This window comes from Trebonia kvetii (assembly GCF_007827045.1).
Classification (GTDB): Bacteria; Actinomycetota; Actinomycetes; order Streptosporangiales; family Streptosporangiaceae; genus Trebonia; species Trebonia kvetii.
On the sequence record NZ_RPFW01000001.1, the window covers coordinates 901,937 to 917,977 of the forward strand.

Genomic DNA, 16,041 nt, shown 5'->3' on the forward strand with positions numbered 1-16,041 from the left:
CTTGGCGACGGGCCCAGGAACGCCCCACCGACCCCAGGCGCGAGGATCACGTAGTGCCCGCGCCGCTTGTGTGAGCTCTTTGTCGGCGGGTCTCATCGGTAGGTGACCGCCGGCTCAGGGGTGGGCGCGCAGTTCCCGTTCGGTCTGGGCGTAGATGCGGTCCTGGCCTTCGGCGTCTTGGGACTTCTTCGAGGACTTCTTCAGCTTCGCGGAGCTGTAGTAGCCCCCGGTCGCGGCCGCGAGCTCGGGATCGGCCATCAGCCGCACGCAGCCGCGTGACCCCTTCTCCGGAGGCCCGACGAACGGATTGGTCAGCGCCTCGATGATCTTGAACGGCCCGCCGGCCTTGCTGCCGAGAGTGGTTTTGACCGCGCCCGGGCTGACGGCGTTGAACGTCAGGCCCTCGCCCTCATGGCGGCGAGCTTGGGCGTAGGTGTACATCAGGGCCAGCAGTTTGGCATCGGCGTAGGCCTGGATCTGCTTGTACTTGCCCGGGTAGCTCCAGTCGGTGACCGGCTTGCCCCGCGACTCGATCAGGGCGGTCATGTTGACCACCCGCGAGGGCGCGGCGAAATCATCAGCGCCCTTGCGGAGCAGGTCGAGCAGCCCGTCGGTCAGTGCCGCCAGCGCGACGTGATTGATGGCGATGGTCCGCTCGTACCCGTCGGGTGACAGTGCCTTGCTGGAGAACGCGGCGCCCGCGTTGTTTACCAGTCCGTTGAGTCCCTTCGGCGCGGCCTCGTGCACAGCGTCGACCAGTTCCCGAACACCGGCTAGAGATCCGAGGTCTCCGGCTACGGCCAGGTACTGGCCTTTGCCGTTGCCGTTGGTGACCAGCAGGTCGATAGCGCGTCGGGCGTGGTCGGCACCGCGGGCGTGCACCAGCACAGTCGCCCCACAGTTCCCAATGCCTTGGGCTGTCTCATGGCCGATACCGCCCTTGGCGCCGGTGACTAGCACGGTCTGTCCGTCCAGCCGACCGGCGAATTGAGCATCGAACCTGCTCATGGTCTCTCCTCGAAAGATGTGCAGTAAGAGTGAGTCGTGTAGCCCACTCTGTCAGCCTCGAAGTGGGCTGTCAAACTCATAGGCCGGCGGGTTGCATGGAGTTGACCTGGCGAGCCGCAGATTGGCGTCGGAGGTAAGGTCCCTGACTCGGTTGCCAGGAGGCGGGGAGTGTACTCATCGTGATTCCCTCTCATCTTCTGCAGGTCCAGCCAGGCTGGACTGCTCTTGCCGGGTTTGTGTACGCCGGTGCTCCCGGGTTTCTTCGCCGAGTGCGTGCTCAGACCTGAGCGGCAGCTCGGGAACCCGGTCAAGCCCCCGGATATCGGAGAGGTCGATGCCCGCCGTGACACGTGAGGTGCCGTCCTGCCGACTGAGCGGGAGCGCGGCTTCGGCGCCGACCTCCCCTGCCGTCGTTACGAGAACCATCGCGTGCCTCTCTCGTCGGGTCGATAAATGGATTACGCGACTCACTATGACGGACAGCGACTGGGTCATCAAACTCAGAAAAAGAGTTACCCTGCTGGCATGACGAATGACGTGCACGCCCGGTCCCGGCTGATCCCGAAGGGGGAGCGGACCCGGGTCCGCATCATCGACGCGGCCCGGCTGATCTGCGAGCTAGGCGCAGCGGGCACCACGCTCGATGACGTCGGCTGCGACGAGGCGATGGCCGTCCTGCACATTTACGTCGACCTCGCCGCTGCCGGACAGGACCCGGCGGAGCGCTACCCCGGCGTCGCCGCCCACTTCGCGGCATGCGGGGCGTGCGCCGAGGATTTCGCCGGCCTCCTGATGGCTGCCGCCAGTGACTGACCGCGAGGTACTGGCCTTTGACCTGCACGGGACGCTGGTTGACCCGCTGAGTTGCCAAACTCAAAATGTTGCTAGAATGGCTGAATGGTCAACAAGATGAGTGGCCGGCCGAGGCTCACCCCCAAGGGCGAGCGCACCCGGGCGCGGATAGTGCAGGAGGCCGCCGTCCTGATCCACGAGCGCGGGGTCGCGGGCACCACCCTGGACGACGTCAAGGCGGCGGCGGAAGTAAGCGGCTCGCAGCTTTACCACTACTTTCCCGACAAGAATGATCTCGTGCAGGCGGTCGTCGACTACCAGGCCGACGCCACCGTCAGTAACCAGCGGCACGCGGATCTCGGCAGCGTGCAAGGGGTCCAAGCCTGGCGGGACATGGTGATCTATGCGGCGGAGCGCGTCCAGGCAAAGGGCGGCTGCCCCCTCGGCTCGCTCGGCGGCCAGCTCGCCGAGAGCGACCCGGAGGCCCGGTCCCTGATCGCCGCCGGGTTCCAACGGTGGACAGCGGAAATCAGCGAAGGGCTCAGGTCCCTTCAGGCCCGCGGGCAGCTCCCGCCCAGCCTCGACCCGGATGACCTCGCCGTCACCCTGCTCGCCACGCTCCAGGGAGGGCTTCTCCTCGCCCAGGTACAACGGAGCACCCGCCCGTTCGAAACTGCGGTCGATACCCTCCTCGCCCTTACCATCGGCGGATGAGCCCAAGGCCATCCGCCAGCTCATCTTGACGGGTACATGGGCTGGTGAAGTCAGCGCGAACGTGGCGGCAGGCCGATGCCGCCGGACGCCGTGCGGGTTGCGGCTGCCCCGGTGACGGGGCAACGTGGCCCCCATGCGGCGCGGGACGGTGCCAAGACGGCCGGGTGCGGCGGATGTCATCAAGCCCGCGTTTCCAACGGGCACGGGCAAACGGTGGCCGATGAGCGCCACGCCATCAACACGATCGCCGAAGCGCCCACAAACCCGACTAAACGGCGCTCGTCGAACCAGAACACGCCTTGGCGCGCCCAGTCCGCGGCCGTCCGTGCAAACGCCCGATGCGCACCGACCCTGTGCCGTGCCGGAACTCCGTCTCAGGCCTGACCTGCTGCTCTAAGCTCGGCGCTCGTGCCTATTCGCCTTATCTATCTGTTCATGGTCCGGGTGTTCGGCTGGCTGGTACGACTGGCGCGGAGCGACGCCGCGAAGGAAACGGAGATCCTGGTGCTACGGCATGAGGTCGCCGTTTTGCGGCGGCTGGCAGGGCACCCGAAGCCGAACTGGGCTGACCGTGCCGTGCTCGCCGGCCTGGCAAGGCTGCTGCCCGGGCACCTGCGGCTGCACCGGATCGTGACGCCGGGAACCTTGCTGGCCTGGCACCGTCGCCTTGTCAGGAAGAAGTGCACCTACCCGGGCAAGCCGGGTGACCGCCGGTCCCACCCGAGGTACGCGCTCTCGTGGAGCAGCTGGCGCGGCAGAACCCCCGCTGGGGCTACCGGCGCATCCAGGGTGAACTGCTCGGCCTGGGCCACCGAGTGGGGGAGGGAACGATCCGCCGGATCCTGGCAGCCGCCGGCCTCGGCCCAGCGCCGCGGCGGACGTCACCGACATGGCGGCAGTTCCTGGCTGGCCAGGCCTCGGGCATCCTGGCCTGCGACTTCCTGCACGTCGACACCGTGCTGCTCCGGCGCGTGTACGTGCTGTTCGCGATGGAGATCGAGACCCGTACGGTGCACGTCCTGGGCGTCACCGCCCATCCGGCCGGGGCCTGGACCGTCCAGCAGGCCCGCAACCTCCTGATGGACCTCGGCGAGCGGGCCGGGCAGTTCCGATTCCTGATCCGCGACCGGGACAGCAAGTTCACCACGGCATTCGACCACGTCTTCGCCGGCAACGGCATGCGGGTGATCAAGACGCCCGTCCGGTCGCCGCGGGCGAACTCCTTCGCGGAACGGTTCGTAGGGACGCTGCGCCGCGAGTGCCTGGACCACGTGCTCATCCTCAGCGAGCAGCACCTGCGGAAGGTGCTGGCCGAGTATGTCCAGCACTATAACGGTCACCGCCCGCACCAGGGCATGCGGCAGGCGCCGGGCGCGGTCAGGCGCTGGGCCCAACGGGCGCTCGCATCATCTGCTGGACGGCGGACGCGTACGGGGCGGGGGCCACTGTTGCCCGGACGAGGGTCTGCTGGTGGAGTTCGACGCGCGGCTTGCGGGAGCCGCCGTCGGGTTCGCCCCACAGGATGGTTACTTCCTCGCCTGGGGTGGCGTGCGCGGCATCGAGCACGGCGATCGACAGGATCTTCCGCTCGTTGACGGTGTAGCCGGTGTAGGCGGACAGCCCGATGAGCTGTCCGTCCAAGCTGCGGACCTCGTCGCGGTGCTGCATGTTGCCGTAGTCGGCGACGGGCAGGTCAAGGTACTTGTACGGCACTCCGGGTTCGAGCAGTGAGCCGGTGATGCGCCGCACGTCCTCGTTGTACCAGACGAGCGTCACCTTCTTGCGCGGCGGGTTCTGGGCCAGTTCCTCGAGCGCCGTCCGGCCGATGAAGTCGTGGTCGAACTTGACGATGTGGCCGTACCCGGCGTCGTAGGGCGTGGTGTAGTAGTCCTCGATGTCCGGCGATACGAAACTCCCGGCGAGCGAGAACTTCCCCTCCCAGCCGTCGGCGGGCAGCCATTCCCGGTATTCGCGCAGGTCCTCGCCGGTGTAGATGGCCGGCAGCGGGTAGGCCAGCCAGGCCTGCTCGTACAGGGTGCTGAAGTAGGCCCTGGTCCCGCCCTGGCGCAGCCCGTACTTCGCGCCTGCCTGGAGAATCGCGGCGCGAACCGTCTCGCCCTGCTCGTAGGGCCCGGAGATCTCCACGCCCGCGTGCCCCGCCATCCCGTGCCGGAGCACGAGTACCCCGGTGCCGGCGATGGTCACCCGCGCCGTGTGAAAGAACTTGATCACCGGGGTGCCGCCCTCGGCCACCTCGTCGAAGATCTCGCTCGCCGACGGGCCGTCGAGCTGGAACCGGAAGTTGCGACGCCGCCCGGTGGGGTTGTCAGAGGTGTTGTTGTCCCGCTCGATCGTCACGTTCGCGCCGCTCGCCTGCGCCTGGTATTCGACCCAGTTCAGCAGCGGCATGCTGCTGACGAGTTCGTAGGTCTGGTCGCCGAGGTCGTAGAGAATGCAGTCACCGATCAGCTGGCCCCGGGCGTTGCAGCCGATGAACTGCTTGGCGATGCCCGGGTTGAGATTCGCGAGGCTGTTGACCCCGATGCGGTTCAGCAGGCGGAACGCGTCGGGCCCTTTCACGTAGAGCTCGGGCATGTGGTGTGACTGGTCGAACAGGATGGCGCTTTCGCGCCAGGCACGCTGCTCGTCGCGCCAGTTGGAGAACTCGGCCGGCACCGGCGACAGGCCTGCCCGGGCGCGGTTGTGCGGGCCGGGTGTGTCGTTGTACAGGTAGGACGCGAGGTCGGGAGTAGCGTCGATCAGGTCTTGGAGTGACGTGAAACTGCCGTCAGCACCCATAGGGAAATTCCTTTCTGTCAGATTGCCGGCCGGTCAGCGGCGGCACACTGGCGATGAGCTGTGTCAGTCCGCGGCGCCCGCGTCCGCGGCTCCCGGGTCGTAGGCGTAGATCCACTCGCCTGCGGTGAGCGGGTCGGCGGCTGCCAGCGACTGGTCCCTGGCCTCCTGTTCCGGTCCGTCCGGCAGGTGGTTTACGTGGGCGCGGGCGTGGCTGACCTGCTGCAGTCGAGTGGTACGCGCTATGCGAAGGGACTCATACCGCTGCAGCGCCTGAGGCGGCGCCTGCGTGTCCTCCGCAAGACAGCGGGCCAGGACCGCCGCGTCTTCCACCGCCTGGGCGGCGCCCTGGGCGAAGAAGGGAAACATCGGGTGGGCGGCGTCGCCCAGCAGGGTAACCGGGCCGTGGCTCCAGCGCGCGAGAGGGGCGCGGTCGAGCAGTGCCCACCGCCCCGGCGTGCCCGCCTGCCGGATAAGGTCCCGCAGTCGCTCATCCCAGCCCGCGAACTCGGCGAGGAACTCCTCCACGGTCGCGGTGGCGCTCCACGACTCAGTCGTGTAGTCGCCAGCGGGGGCGAACGCCACCAGGTTGACCGCGGCCTCGCCGGAAACCGGGTAGTGCACGAGATGATGACCAGGCCCGATCCACAGCGTCTGGGCGCGGCGGCGGGCGAATTCCGGAGCCCGGCCGACTGGCACGATGGCGCGGAACGCGCAGATTCCGGAGTACGTTGCCGGCGAGGGAACGGTCACCGCGCCGCGCACTACCGAGTGCACGCCGTCGGCTCCGATGACTACGTCTGCTTCTACCGAGGTTCCGTCGGCGAACCACAGCATGACGGAATCGCCACGGACCGAGATACCGGTGCAACGCCTGCCCAGCTGGACCGTCCCCGCCGGGACGGCGGAGGCGATCGCGCTGTGCAGGTCGGCTCGGTGAGCGGTATAGGTGCGCTCCCCGTAGAGCCGCTCGCACGAGCTCGCGAGATCCTCTGACGACAGTACCCGCCCGTCCTCCCACCGGCGGAACTCCCAGCCCACGTCAAGCGGCACGGCATGGCTGGCCAGTTTGCCCATGACGCCAAGGCGCCTTAGCAGTCGCACGACGTTGGGTGCGAGCACCAGTCCGGCGCCCACCTCCTTCAGCGCTGACGCCTGTTCGTAGACAACGGCCGGCAAGCCCGCCAGGTGCAGGAAGGCAGCCACGGCGAGACCACCGATGCCGCCGCCCACGATTGCCAGACGGGGTGCTGCACCCGGGGAGGAGGAAACCATGGCGGAGCGAACTCCTTGCGGCGATTTCAGGGAAGAGGCAGCGGGCCTGCCGGGCCATCAGCTGCCGACAACCACCATGATGTGGGTAAACGTCGAGGCAGGGAAGGCATACATTCATTCAATGAACGAGATCAGGGTTCCGAGGGCGGCACCGTGCCACCGGGGACGGAACATGTGAGCAGCCATGCCGCGGACCAGTGAACCGGGACGGAGTGTCAGCTCGCGGCTTCTGGCGGTTCTGTTCGCCTTCGGGCCGGGGCACTCCCGGCTTACCCTCGCCGACCTGGGCAGGCAGACGGGAATGCCGCAAGCCACCGTGCGCAGGCTTGCTCTGGAGTTGGTGGCGGCAGGGGCACTGGACATGGCCCCTGACGGGACCCTCACCGTGGGCACGCGGCTGTGGCAGCTCGGCACTCTCGCCCCGCTCACTGAGCCGCTGCGCACGGTCGCCCTGCCATTCATGGAAGACCTCTATACGGCCCTTCACCAGCACGTTCAGCTCGCGGTGCTCGACGGCCACGAGGCGGTCGTCGTCGAGCGGCTCTCCACACCCGGTGCTGTCGGACTGGTCTCCTCGGTGGGCGGGCGGCTGCCGCTGCACAGCTCGGCCGTGGGCAAGATACTGCTTGCCCACGGTGACAACGCACTGTTCGACGCCGTAGCTAGCTGCGGCCTCACCCAGTTCACGGCCCATACCATCGCTGACCCGGCCCGGCTTCGCCGCGAGCTCGGCGACTGCCGACGAACTGGCACAGCGATGGTGCGCGAGGAGCTGACTTTGCTGGCCGACTCGGTCGCGACCCGGATCATGGACGCCGACGGGCACGTGCTTGGCGCCTTGTCGGTGGTTGTCCGGTCAGGCTCTGTGGCGCTGCAGACGGCGATCCCGAGCGTCGTGGCCTCTGGACTCGGCATATCCAGGCGGCTTGGGTGGAAGCCGGAAGTCGGAGTCCGGCCTCCGGGCACGGCCTGCCGAAGCCAGGTGATTCTGCCTTGAGGACGATGATCGCGAACCGACTACGCAATATCGTGACGAGCAGTTGGAGCCGTGGCCGCTTCGAGCGACCGTAATAGACTGCGGCGACCCGGCGACGCCGTGCCCTCTCTGCGGGAACGAGCCCAGGTCACGGGCGGGGCAAGCCACCTCCGGCCCGCCCGCCCGCAACGAGACCGTCCACCGCCTCGCCCACCCCGCGGCAAGGTCCAGGCCCGGCTCCCCAATTACCAGACACAGGCGGAACCGCCGCCAGATCCGCTGCGTGTCTCAACATTCTCCCCGTCGGGCAGGGCGAAGACCAGATCACCGAACAATTCGGCTGACGCCCGGAAGGCGTCCTCAGTCGATCCGGCCGGGAGGCTCCCTACCAGGAGCAGGTCACTGGATACTCGCGGCGCCATCGCCGCCTCCTTCCTCGCGAAGCACAATCGTGGTTCCTGCACTATGGCCCGGCAGGCTCCCGTCCCACTGTCGACACTTGCCGGGACCTGTGAGTCCGGCCATCCCCTCCGGCCGGCATCAGGCCGTGGTCGCATTCCGTTCTTTCAGCACCGGGATCACCTCGCGGGCGAACAGGCGCGCCTCGTCACGGGAGAAGGTCTCGACTAGCAGCCGACGTGCGCCGGTCTCGTCGATGGCCTGCTGGAGGGCGCCTGCGATCTGGCCGGGGGTGCCGGAGACGGCGATGGCTGGCCGGTTCTTCGTGGCGGCACCGCTGTCGACGTGGAACTCGCCGTCAGTCTCCGGGACGGCCCGCCGGCCGCCGGCGCTGTACAGCGAGAGGAACTGTCCGAAAGCACGGGCCAGCCTGCCAAGGTTTTGCTCCGCCTGGTCTTCGGTCTCGCCGATCGCCACGAAGCGCTCGAGCATCATGTTCGCACCCGAGCGGACGTACCCGCTCTTGGCAGCGACCTTGACGTAGTCCTCTAGCGCGTCCCGATGCTCGGCGTTGCTGCCGAAGTTGCGCATCACGTTCCAGCCGCGCTCGGCGGCGAGCCGCATCGTGGCCTGGCTCGCCCCGCCCAGCCACACGGGCAGCCGGTCCTGCAGCGGGCGCGTCGCGATCGTGGTGGGGCGTTCGACCGGGTAGAACTCCCCGTCGAAGGTGAAGTCCCGCTCGGTCAGCGCAAGGTTCACCACCTCGAGGGCCTCCAGCCAGGCCCGCCGCAGGTCGTCGTCGCTCACGTTCCGGCCCATGGCGACCTGGGCCTCCCCCGGGATCCCGCGGCCCAGGCCCAGTTCGAACCGGCCGCCGCTGAGCAGGTCGAGCGTCCCGGCCTCCTCCGCCACCCTGAGCGGACTGTATAGCGGCAGGACGGTCACCGCGGTGCCCAGCCGGATCCGGCTTGTCTTCACTGCGGCGGCGGCCAGCAGCAGGTGCGGAGACGGGCACGTCATCAGCGGGGCGTGGTGCTCGGTGACCGTGACCCCGTCGAAGCCCAGTTCCTCCGCAAGAACCGCGAACTCCACGAAGTCGTTCACCTGGCGCTGCTGCCAGCGCGGCTGGTGGACGTCTGGGTCGCTATCACCCGAGTGCAAGCCGACGCCGTAGGTATGGACGAACTTGAGTGTGCCGGTCTCGTCGCTGAGCGCGCCCATGGGGTCCGACCTCCGATACGAGGTGTCCGTCCCCTCGCACGGAACACGCTAGAACAGCAAGGGCGCTTTGCCGATCCGCTGAGCGACCTGCCGATCCACAATGCGACCTAAATTCCGTGCGGGACCGGGCCGTGCCGCGCGCAGCGTCATCGAGGGTGCCACCCCGTAACGCTCCTGGTACGCGCCGGCGAAGCGCGGCACGTGAGTGAAACCCCAGCGGAACGCGATCTCCGCGACCGTGCCGCCCGCGCCAACGACCAGGTCGTTGTGGGCCCGGCCAAGCCGAATCCACTTGACATACTCCCGCGGCGAGACGCCTACGTACTCCCGGAAGTTCCGCTGCAGTGCCCGCGGCCCCTGGCCTGCGACGGCGGCGAGTCGCGCCAGCGACAGATCCCCGGCAGGCTCGCGTTCCACGAGATCGAGCACCCTCCTCACGGATGGCGGACGTGTGGCGTCCGATCGTCGGCGTGCGAGCCGCTCGGAGTAGTTGTGCGGCTGCGCCAGCAGGAGCCCGGTCATCAGGAAGTCCGACCATGGGCTGATCTCCGCGCCGGCCGCGGTGAGACCCGAGGGCTCGTCAAGGTCGCCGATAAGGAGCCGGATCATCCCCGCCCAGGAGGCTACGGCAGGGGCGGTCAGGTCCATCTCCATCCGAAACCGGATCGGACCTGTGACAGGCCCGCTTGCACCCGCTCGAGATGCCGCTCAAGTGCGGAGCGCTCGATCCGGACATGCAGCTGGCCGTACCCGTCGCTGAGGTGCATGGTCGGCATCATCTGCGGCGAGATGACCCCTGCCCGCCGAGCGGAGAGCACGACCTGCTCCTCGTGGGTCTCGATACCGTTGGCGCCCTCGAGCGCGAAGTTGACGTCGTAGTACGACACCTGAGCGCGTGCCTGCTGAACCGCCTCCATGGGATCTCCGTTCACTCTGACCGCCGCCCGGGTGGACGCGAGGGTCGCTGTAGCAGCGTAGGCAGTCACCAACCCTTCGTTCGGATGAAAAGCACATGAGCCAGAACGGAGGGTTGCTTCGCGCGATAGCCCCACCGGCTTGTGCCTCTCGCGGCCTTTCAGGCTGGGTGGCGTCCTGTCATGAATTCGCTGTCCGGGTCGGCGCTGACCGGGAGGCCGGCCGCTTGCAGGCCCGCGCGCAGCGATTTCATGAGGCGGTCAGGGACGCGCATCGCCGGGGCGCGCAGCGGGCCGCCGTTGTAGCCTGCCAGCCAGTCCTGGTACTTCCACATGGTCCGGTTCAGCACCGCCGTGCCGCCCATGTATGCCTGCGCGGCGGCGCCGGCCGCCAGCCGGGCCGGCTGCACCTGCCAGAAGCGGTCCATCGCCTCAGCCCAATGCCCGGTGCGGGCCAGCTCGAAGGTGCGCGGATACCAGTCGCTCATCCACTGCGTGTTGCTGGTCCCGGAGAACTGCAGGTCCATCACGCTCATCAGCGGGATCGCGTCGGCCTCGATGGGGCAGCTGATTACCACCTCGTCACGGAAATGGTGATACATCTCGCACACGCCCGCCACCAGCGGGAACCCCTGCTCGGCCTTGATGGCGACGATATTGGGGATCGTGTCAAGGACGTGCCGGACGAAGGGGACCGGCATGCCCGCGGGATGCACGCGCTCGAAGCCCCACGATGGCAGCGCGAAGAGCATCACGCCGAGGCTGGTCGAATCGCAGACGGCGCGGGTCCAGTCGTAGATCTCCTGCTGGGCGGTTGGCCAGAACTGCGGCGGGTAGGCCAGCAGCACTAGGTCGGCGCCCTCGCGCTCGGCTAGCCGCAGCGCCTCGATGTTGTCGTCGAGCGTCCCGAAGGCGGCGTGCGCGAACAGGCGCAGCCGACCCGCGGCCGTCTCGCGGGCGACCGCCGTGAACCGGCCGGCCTCCTCCGGCGTGATCGCGGTCTCGGTCATTAGCAGCGTGTAGCTGAACCCGTGCTCGACGGCCCGCTCGATGTCGTGCCGGATCGCGTCCTCGTTGAGCTGCTTGAGGTCGGCGGTGAACGTCGGAATCGTCACCGCCGAGCACCCGGTCAGGTATTCCCTGGCCCAGGCACGCCCCTCATGCTTCGCGTAGTCGGCCATGCCGCCCTCCTCCTAGTGCTTGGTGTCGAACTCGATTGGCAAGGGGATCGCAACTCCCGCTTCCAGCGCCCCGCGCACGATGACCTCGGCGACGACGACGTCCTGCAGGCCGCTGCCGACGGACTTGAACAGCCGTCGCGGTGCGTGCGGCAGCCGCTCGTCCAGGCCCCCGCTGACCAGCTCATGCAGCGGGAACGTCCGGTCACGGAAAGCGATGCCGGCTCGGGCCGCGGCGAGCATGTCGCCGGTCCGTTCGGCGACTTCGTCGACCTCGTCGCATACGATCAGGTCGCACGCCTCGACCACGCTCACGTCGATCTCGCGCTGCGCGGGGACAGTTGACCCGATCGAGACGACCGTCGCTTCCTGAGCCAGCCAGTTCCCGTACAAGATGGGCTGCTCTCCGCGCGACCGCGCCGCGGCGAGCACGACCGATGCCTGTTTGACGGCGTCGCCGGCATCCGCCACGGCTTCCGCCCGGCAGCCCAGATCCCGCGCGGCAGCGGCGGCGAACGCCTCGCGCCGCTCTCGCGTCGGGCTCGACACGACAAGGTGCTCGATCGGCCGTACGGCCGCGAACGAGCGCACGTGCATGGTCGCCTCCAGCCCGCTGCCGAGCACCGCGAGCCGCACCGGCCCGGGCGGCGCCAGCCGGTCCAGTGCCGCCGCCGAGGTCGCCGCGGTCCGGAACGCCGTGACCTCATGGCCGTCCACGAACCCGGCGATGCGGCTGGTCTGGCGATCCCACAAGACGATCACGTACTCGGCACCCGGCTCTGGCGCCGATGGAGCCATGGCCATCAGCTTGGCGCCGAAGTAGCGTCCACCAGCGGGGAGCGCCGGCAGCACGCGCAGCCACGCGCCCTCGTCGTGCGCCACCGTGCGCGGCGGCGTCGCCCCCGGCGACGGCGGTGCGGCGTAGGCGGCCGTGACCGCCTGGATCGCCTCGCGCCACGAAAACACACTGGCCGCGGCCGACGACGACACGAAGAACGGCGCGCTGTCTGTCATCGGCGGTTCCGTTTCGGCCTCATGGGCACCCTCTTTCCAGGCTGAGCACCTCGGCGAGCCAGTCGCCGACAAGGGCATCGCGCTCGTCAGCGTGGTTGTAGATGGTGTGCTCACCGTCGGGCCACGACTCAAGGCGGCCGCGGGCGGAGGCGCCGGCGAAGGCCTGAGCCTGCCCGCGGTCGACTAGCGGGTCGGCTCCGCCGTGCAAGACGAGGACCGGGCAGCCGATCGCCTGCCGTGACGGGTCGAAGTGCAACTGGCGCAGAGTCGCGGCGAGGGTGTCGCTGTCCCTGGTGCCGAACGCGGCGTCCATCTGCTCTCGCGCGGTACGGAACTCCGGTACCGCCGGCGCCGGCGGGGCGCCGTTGACGACGCACGCCGCGACCCGTGAGTCCTGGGCCGCCAGCAGCGCGGCGAACAGCCCGCCGAAGCTGTTGCCCATGACGCCGACCGGACCCGGCAGCGTGGCGTCGCCGGTGACGGCGTCGACGAAGCGGGCAAAGCCGTCGGCGGTCCGCCCGTCCATGTACAGCCCGTGGTCCAGCCGCGGCTCGCCCTGCCCCGGCCCCTCGGCGAGCAGGCACGCCAGCCCGCGGGCGGTGAGTGCGTCGGCCGTGCGGAGGTAGGCGGCGCCCCAGCCGCTGAGGCCGCCCCACACGATGACGGTGCCCGCGGGCGGCCGGCCGGCGGGCCGGCGCAGCCACCCGGCGAGCAGCCCGCCGGCGTACCGGGCCGTTATGCGCCGCATGCCGTCGATGGCTGCCACGAAGCTCACCGTCTCGGTGTAGCGCCGGTAGAGCACCCGCTTGCGTTCGGTGTCCTGGTTATCGGCCATATGAGCGAACAAGGCGGCCCCGACCGCCCAGCGAGCCTGGGTGACCGCGGTCAGCCGGTGCCCGGCGGCCAGCGCGCGGCGGGCCTTGGCCAGCCGGGCGCCGGCCAGCGCCGCGGCGGCGTCGGCCCAGTCCTCGCCGGCCGCGGTGCGCGCGTGCAGTGCCCGGGCGTCGGCGGCGTTCATGCCGCAGTCGGTGAGCCGGGTCAGCGGCATCGCCCGGTGCCGGGCGGCGACCGCGGGATCCAGGACCGGCGCGTCCGCGGGCAGGGTCATGCCCTCACCGGCGCCGCCAGCCAGGCGCCGAGCCCGGCGACGAGCGCGGGCACATCGCCTGCCCTGGCGGCCGCGCCGTAGACGGTGAAGTCGGGCCGCGCCAGGTATGCCACCGCCCCGTGGCGGGCAAGGAACGCCGAGTGCACTCCGCCATCGTCGATGACGTCCCTGCCCAGCACGATGACCCGGCCGCCCAGGGCGGCGAGGGTGCCGCGGTGCGCGCCGGTCAGGACGTCGTCAAGGTCGACGGCGGAGACCAGACGCCAGCCGTGGCCGGCTACATCATCGAACCTGCCGCTGACGCTGCCCGCGATCACGTGTCCCTGCGGGGCCAGGTCTCCCGAGGGGGGCGTGATCGCGCCGGCCACATCGCGGTGCAGGACGCCGGCCTCAAGGACCGGCATCGCGGGCGGTGGCGGGGCCTTGCCGGCTTTGAACGAGGTGTCACGCAGGGCCGCCGCGACCGGGTCGTGCATGTTGGCGACCTGGCCCAGGCCGATCGCCATGTGGGTGACCGCGGTGACATGCGGGCGACGCTCGGCCTCGTAGGTATCCAGCAGGGTGTCCTGGGCCGCACCGCGGAGCACCAGGTCGAGCTTCCATGCCAGGTTCATCGCGTCGCGGATCCCGCTGCACGCGCCCTGCCCCATGTAGGGCGGCATGGTGTGCGCGGCGTCGCCGGCGAGGAACACCCGCCCGGACCGCCAGCTCGTGGCGATGCGTGCCTCGAAGGCGTACACGAGCTGCCGGGTGATCGTGACGTCCTCCGTGCCCAGGCCGTGGGTGTCCCGCAGCCAGTCCCAGGCGGCCTTGGGGTGCAGCCACTGCTCGTCGGTCTCCCCGTCGAGCAGCGCGAGTTCGAAGCGCTGCCGTTTCTCTCCGATGAGCATGAACATGTGGCCGCGGCGCGGGTCGCAGTACTGCTTCGCGGTCCGGAACGCTTCCGGTGCCGGGTGCTTCCACTCGGTGTCGATGTTGAGCCAGCGCTCGTTGAAGCCCAGGTCCTCCTGGCCGATGCCCAGGAGGGTGCGGACGGTGCTCTTGCTGCCGTCCGCGGCGATTACGTACCGCGCGCGCACCTGTGCGGCAGGCTCGCCCTCGCGCCGCCACGGCACGGTTGTCAGGCTGACCGCGTCGACGCCGGCGTCAAGGCCCACGACGTTGCTTCCCCGGCGCACCGTCACGCTGGGCAGCGTCCGCACCCGGCGGTCTACGGAGTCTTCGATGTCCGGCTGGTAGATCGAGATGTGCGTCGGGAAGCCCTGCGTCCCGGCGGGAGCCGCGGGGATGTTCAGCAGGGTCTCATCTGCGCCGTTGACCCACAGGTACTCGGTGGGGCAGGAGTCGCGAAGCGCCTCATCGGCATCGCCGGCGGCCTGGACGGCCCGGGCGGTCTCATCGTCGATGTGCGTCAGCCGCGGCAGCCCGTACGGGCTGGCCCACCGTTCGAGGACCACCACCCGGTGCCCGGCCTGCCCGAGCATCGACGCGGCCACCAGCCCGGTCGGGCCGTAGCCGACGACCGCGACGTCATACGGGTCTTCCACGGGCGCTCCCTCGCGTACAGCCGCCGCGGCGAACCGGGCGGCACCTGAGACGGTCAGCTCAGGTCAGTATCAACCCGGCAGCAGAAAATGTGAAGCTTAGTTCACAAATAATTCTGCTTACCGCCAAGACGACTGCCCGTCAGCGTGCTCGCGCGACGCGGCATGCCCCCTAGGTGGCGGTGCCGGCGGGAAGCTCCCCGAGGAGGTACAGCCGGACCGTCGCCGCCAGTTCCTCGGTCAGGCGCGGCCAGGGCAGCGGGCGGGTGGACTCAAGGTGCTCGCCGTGCACTACGCGGTGCGCGCACACCGCGTAGACGAGCCGGAAGGCGAAATCCAGCGCCGTCTCCACGTCCGGATGCCGTACATGGGGCACCACCGGGTCGAGAAAGCGGCGGAACGCCCGGCCGCCGTCGACGCTCGCCTCGGTCCCCTCGCGCAGCACGGCCTCGTTCGCCGTGCCGAGCAGCATGAACACCCGCATGAGGCGCTGATGGGCCTGGAAGGTCTCGGCGACCCCGGACACCGCGCCGGTGATCACCGCCGCCGGATCCGCGTCGCGGGCGCGCGGCGAGCTGGTGAAACGACGGATGATCTCCACGCCGAAGCTCTGGGTGAAGTCGGCCTGCAGGCTCGCAAGCAGGCGGTCCTTGTCACCGAAGCGGCGGTAAACGCTGCCGACCGACACTCCGGCGCGAGCGGCGACGGCGGCGACGGTAAGAGCCTCCGCGCCGCCCTCCTCAAGCAGGGCAGTGCCCGCCTGGAAGATCAGTTCCCGGGTAACCCGGCTGCGCGCCTGCCGGGCGCGGGGAAGATCGAGCGGCGCTTGGCTCACCGCCCCAGGGTAGGCGCTGTCGGGCATCCTTGTGGCTCACGATTGACGGTTGACGGGACTGCCTGGATATGTGAATCTTAGCTCACATAAATCCCCGACAATCCGGGAAGAGCGGTGCAGCTGAACCCCTGGGCCCGCATCCACCGCATGGATGTCCCTGATCCCGATTATCGATCGGCCAGGGGCTAGGCAGCGCCAGCGCGGCGCACCCACAATCCTGCTAACCGTCCTGGATCCGGACGCACCGTGACCGGCCGCTGAACGGCC

The 16,041-nt window shown here is 69.3% G+C and carries 14 protein-coding genes and 1 pseudogene; 4 read left to right on the top strand and 11 right to left on the bottom strand.

All coding sequences use genetic code 11. From position 1 onward, the window contains the following. Nucleotides 1–114: 114 nt before the first annotated feature. Nucleotides 115–1,008, bottom strand: a complete 894-nt coding sequence (locus tag EAS64_RS04000; protein WP_145851321.1) for an SDR family NAD(P)-dependent oxidoreductase — start codon at nt 1,006–1,008, stop codon at nt 115–117. A 525-nt stretch (nt 1,009–1,533) separates the two neighbouring features. Here EAS64_RS04000 and EAS64_RS04005 point away from each other — a divergent pair. The 3 genes and pseudogenes from EAS64_RS04005 to EAS64_RS47305 all read left to right on the top strand — a co-directional run. Beyond that, on the top strand, nt 1,534–1,821 hold the full coding sequence (locus EAS64_RS04005; protein ID WP_222848970.1) for a hypothetical protein: 288 nt from the start codon (nt 1,534–1,536) through the stop codon (nt 1,819–1,821). An 84-nt stretch (nt 1,822–1,905) separates the two neighbouring features. After that, on the top strand, nt 1,906–2,514 hold the full coding sequence (locus EAS64_RS04010; protein ID WP_145851322.1) for a TetR/AcrR family transcriptional regulator: 609 nt from the start codon (nt 1,906–1,908) through the stop codon (nt 2,512–2,514). Nucleotides 2,515–3,251: 737 nt separating this feature from the next. Beyond that, nucleotides 3,252–3,821, top strand: a pseudogene (locus EAS64_RS47305) (IS3 family transposase); the annotation flags it as partial. 70 nt (nt 3,822–3,891) lie between these two features. Here the strand turns inward: EAS64_RS47305 and EAS64_RS04020 are convergent. Continuing rightward, nucleotides 3,892–5,313, bottom strand: a complete 1,422-nt coding sequence (locus EAS64_RS04020; RefSeq protein ID WP_145851323.1) for an aminomethyltransferase family protein — start codon at nt 5,311–5,313, stop codon at nt 3,892–3,894. 63 nt (nt 5,314–5,376) lie between these two features. After that, the gene (locus tag EAS64_RS04025; RefSeq protein ID WP_145851324.1) at nt 5,377–6,585 is read right to left on the bottom strand and encodes an FAD-dependent monooxygenase; all 1,209 of its coding nucleotides are present in this window, start codon (nt 6,583–6,585) and stop codon (nt 5,377–5,379) included. A 184-nt stretch (nt 6,586–6,769) separates the two neighbouring features. Here EAS64_RS04025 and EAS64_RS04030 point away from each other — a divergent pair, with 184 nt between their 5' ends. Then, the gene (locus EAS64_RS04030; RefSeq protein WP_145851325.1) at nt 6,770–7,582 is read left to right on the top strand and encodes an IclR family transcriptional regulator; all 813 of its coding nucleotides are present in this window, start codon (nt 6,770–6,772) and stop codon (nt 7,580–7,582) included. Between the two features lie 519 nt (nt 7,583–8,101). Here EAS64_RS04030 and EAS64_RS04035 read toward each other — a convergent pair. From EAS64_RS04035 to EAS64_RS04070, 8 genes are all read right to left on the bottom strand, one after another. Next, nucleotides 8,102–9,181 carry an LLM class flavin-dependent oxidoreductase gene (locus tag EAS64_RS04035; RefSeq protein WP_145851326.1) on the bottom strand — a complete coding sequence of 360 codons (1,080 nt, stop codon included), beginning with the start codon at nt 9,179–9,181 and terminating at the stop codon, nt 8,102–8,104. Between the two features lie 48 nt (nt 9,182–9,229). Further along, nucleotides 9,230–9,835 carry a helix-turn-helix domain-containing protein gene (locus tag EAS64_RS04040; RefSeq protein ID WP_145851327.1) on the bottom strand — a complete coding sequence of 202 codons (606 nt, stop codon included), beginning with the start codon at nt 9,833–9,835 and terminating at the stop codon, nt 9,230–9,232. Next, nucleotides 9,820–10,233: an AraC-like ligand-binding domain-containing protein gene (locus EAS64_RS04045; RefSeq protein ID WP_342782005.1), complete on the bottom strand. Its 414-nt coding sequence runs from the start codon at nt 10,231–10,233 to the stop codon at nt 9,820–9,822. Before EAS64_RS04045 ends, EAS64_RS04040 begins: the two co-directional genes overlap by 16 nt. A gap of 23 nt (nt 10,234–10,256) precedes the next feature. Then, nucleotides 10,257–11,276, bottom strand: coding sequence for a dihydrodipicolinate synthase family protein (locus EAS64_RS04050; protein ID WP_145851329.1), 1,020 nt, complete (start codon nt 11,274–11,276; stop codon nt 10,257–10,259). 12 nt (nt 11,277–11,288) lie between these two features. Continuing rightward, nucleotides 11,289–12,287, bottom strand: a complete 999-nt coding sequence (locus tag EAS64_RS04055; RefSeq protein WP_145851330.1) for an ornithine cyclodeaminase family protein — start codon at nt 12,285–12,287, stop codon at nt 11,289–11,291. 19 nt (nt 12,288–12,306) lie between these two features. Then, complete coding sequence (locus tag EAS64_RS04060; RefSeq protein ID WP_145851331.1) at nt 12,307–13,395, bottom strand: alpha/beta hydrolase family protein; 1,089 nt, start codon at nt 13,393–13,395, stop codon at nt 12,307–12,309. After that, nucleotides 13,392–14,942 (bottom strand): bifunctional 3-(3-hydroxy-phenyl)propionate/3-hydroxycinnamic acid hydroxylase MhpA, encoded by a 1,551-nt coding sequence (gene mhpA / locus EAS64_RS04065; RefSeq protein WP_145851332.1) that lies wholly within the window; start codon nt 14,940–14,942, stop codon nt 13,392–13,394. Before mhpA ends, EAS64_RS04060 begins: the two co-directional genes overlap by 4 nt. Nucleotides 14,943–15,111: 169 nt before the next feature. After that, nucleotides 15,112–15,774, bottom strand: a complete 663-nt coding sequence (locus EAS64_RS04070) for a TetR family transcriptional regulator (RefSeq protein WP_145851333.1) — start codon at nt 15,772–15,774, stop codon at nt 15,112–15,114. Nucleotides 15,775–16,041: the final 267 nt, after the last annotated feature.

Coding starts and splice junctions, on each gene's coding strand:
- EAS64_RS04030 (WP_145851325.1), top strand. CDS start 6,770: ATGCCGCGGACCAGTGAACCGGGACGGAGTGTCAGCTCGCGGCTTCTG.
- EAS64_RS04040 (WP_145851327.1), bottom strand. CDS start 9,835: ATGGAGATGGACCTGACCGCCCCTGCCGTAGCCTCCTGGGCGGGGATG.
- EAS64_RS04025 (WP_145851324.1), bottom strand. CDS start 6,585: ATGGTTTCCTCCTCCCCGGGTGCAGCACCCCGTCTGGCAATCGTGGGC.
- EAS64_RS04000 (WP_145851321.1), bottom strand. CDS start 1,008: ATGAGCAGGTTCGATGCTCAATTCGCCGGTCGGCTGGACGGACAGACC.
- EAS64_RS04005 (WP_222848970.1), top strand. CDS start 1,534: ATGACGAATGACGTGCACGCCCGGTCCCGGCTGATCCCGAAGGGGGAG.
- EAS64_RS04055 (WP_145851330.1), bottom strand. CDS start 12,287: ATGACAGACAGCGCGCCGTTCTTCGTGTCGTCGTCGGCCGCGGCCAGT.
- EAS64_RS04050 (WP_145851329.1), bottom strand. CDS start 11,276: ATGGCCGACTACGCGAAGCATGAGGGGCGTGCCTGGGCCAGGGAATAC.
- EAS64_RS04060 (WP_145851331.1), bottom strand. CDS start 13,395: ATGACCCTGCCCGCGGACGCGCCGGTCCTGGATCCCGCGGTCGCCGCC.
- EAS64_RS04035 (WP_145851326.1), bottom strand. CDS start 9,181: ATGGGCGCGCTCAGCGACGAGACCGGCACACTCAAGTTCGTCCATACC.
- EAS64_RS04010 (WP_145851322.1), top strand. CDS start 1,906: ATGGTCAACAAGATGAGTGGCCGGCCGAGGCTCACCCCCAAGGGCGAG.
- EAS64_RS04020 (WP_145851323.1), bottom strand. CDS start 5,313: ATGGGTGCTGACGGCAGTTTCACGTCACTCCAAGACCTGATCGACGCT.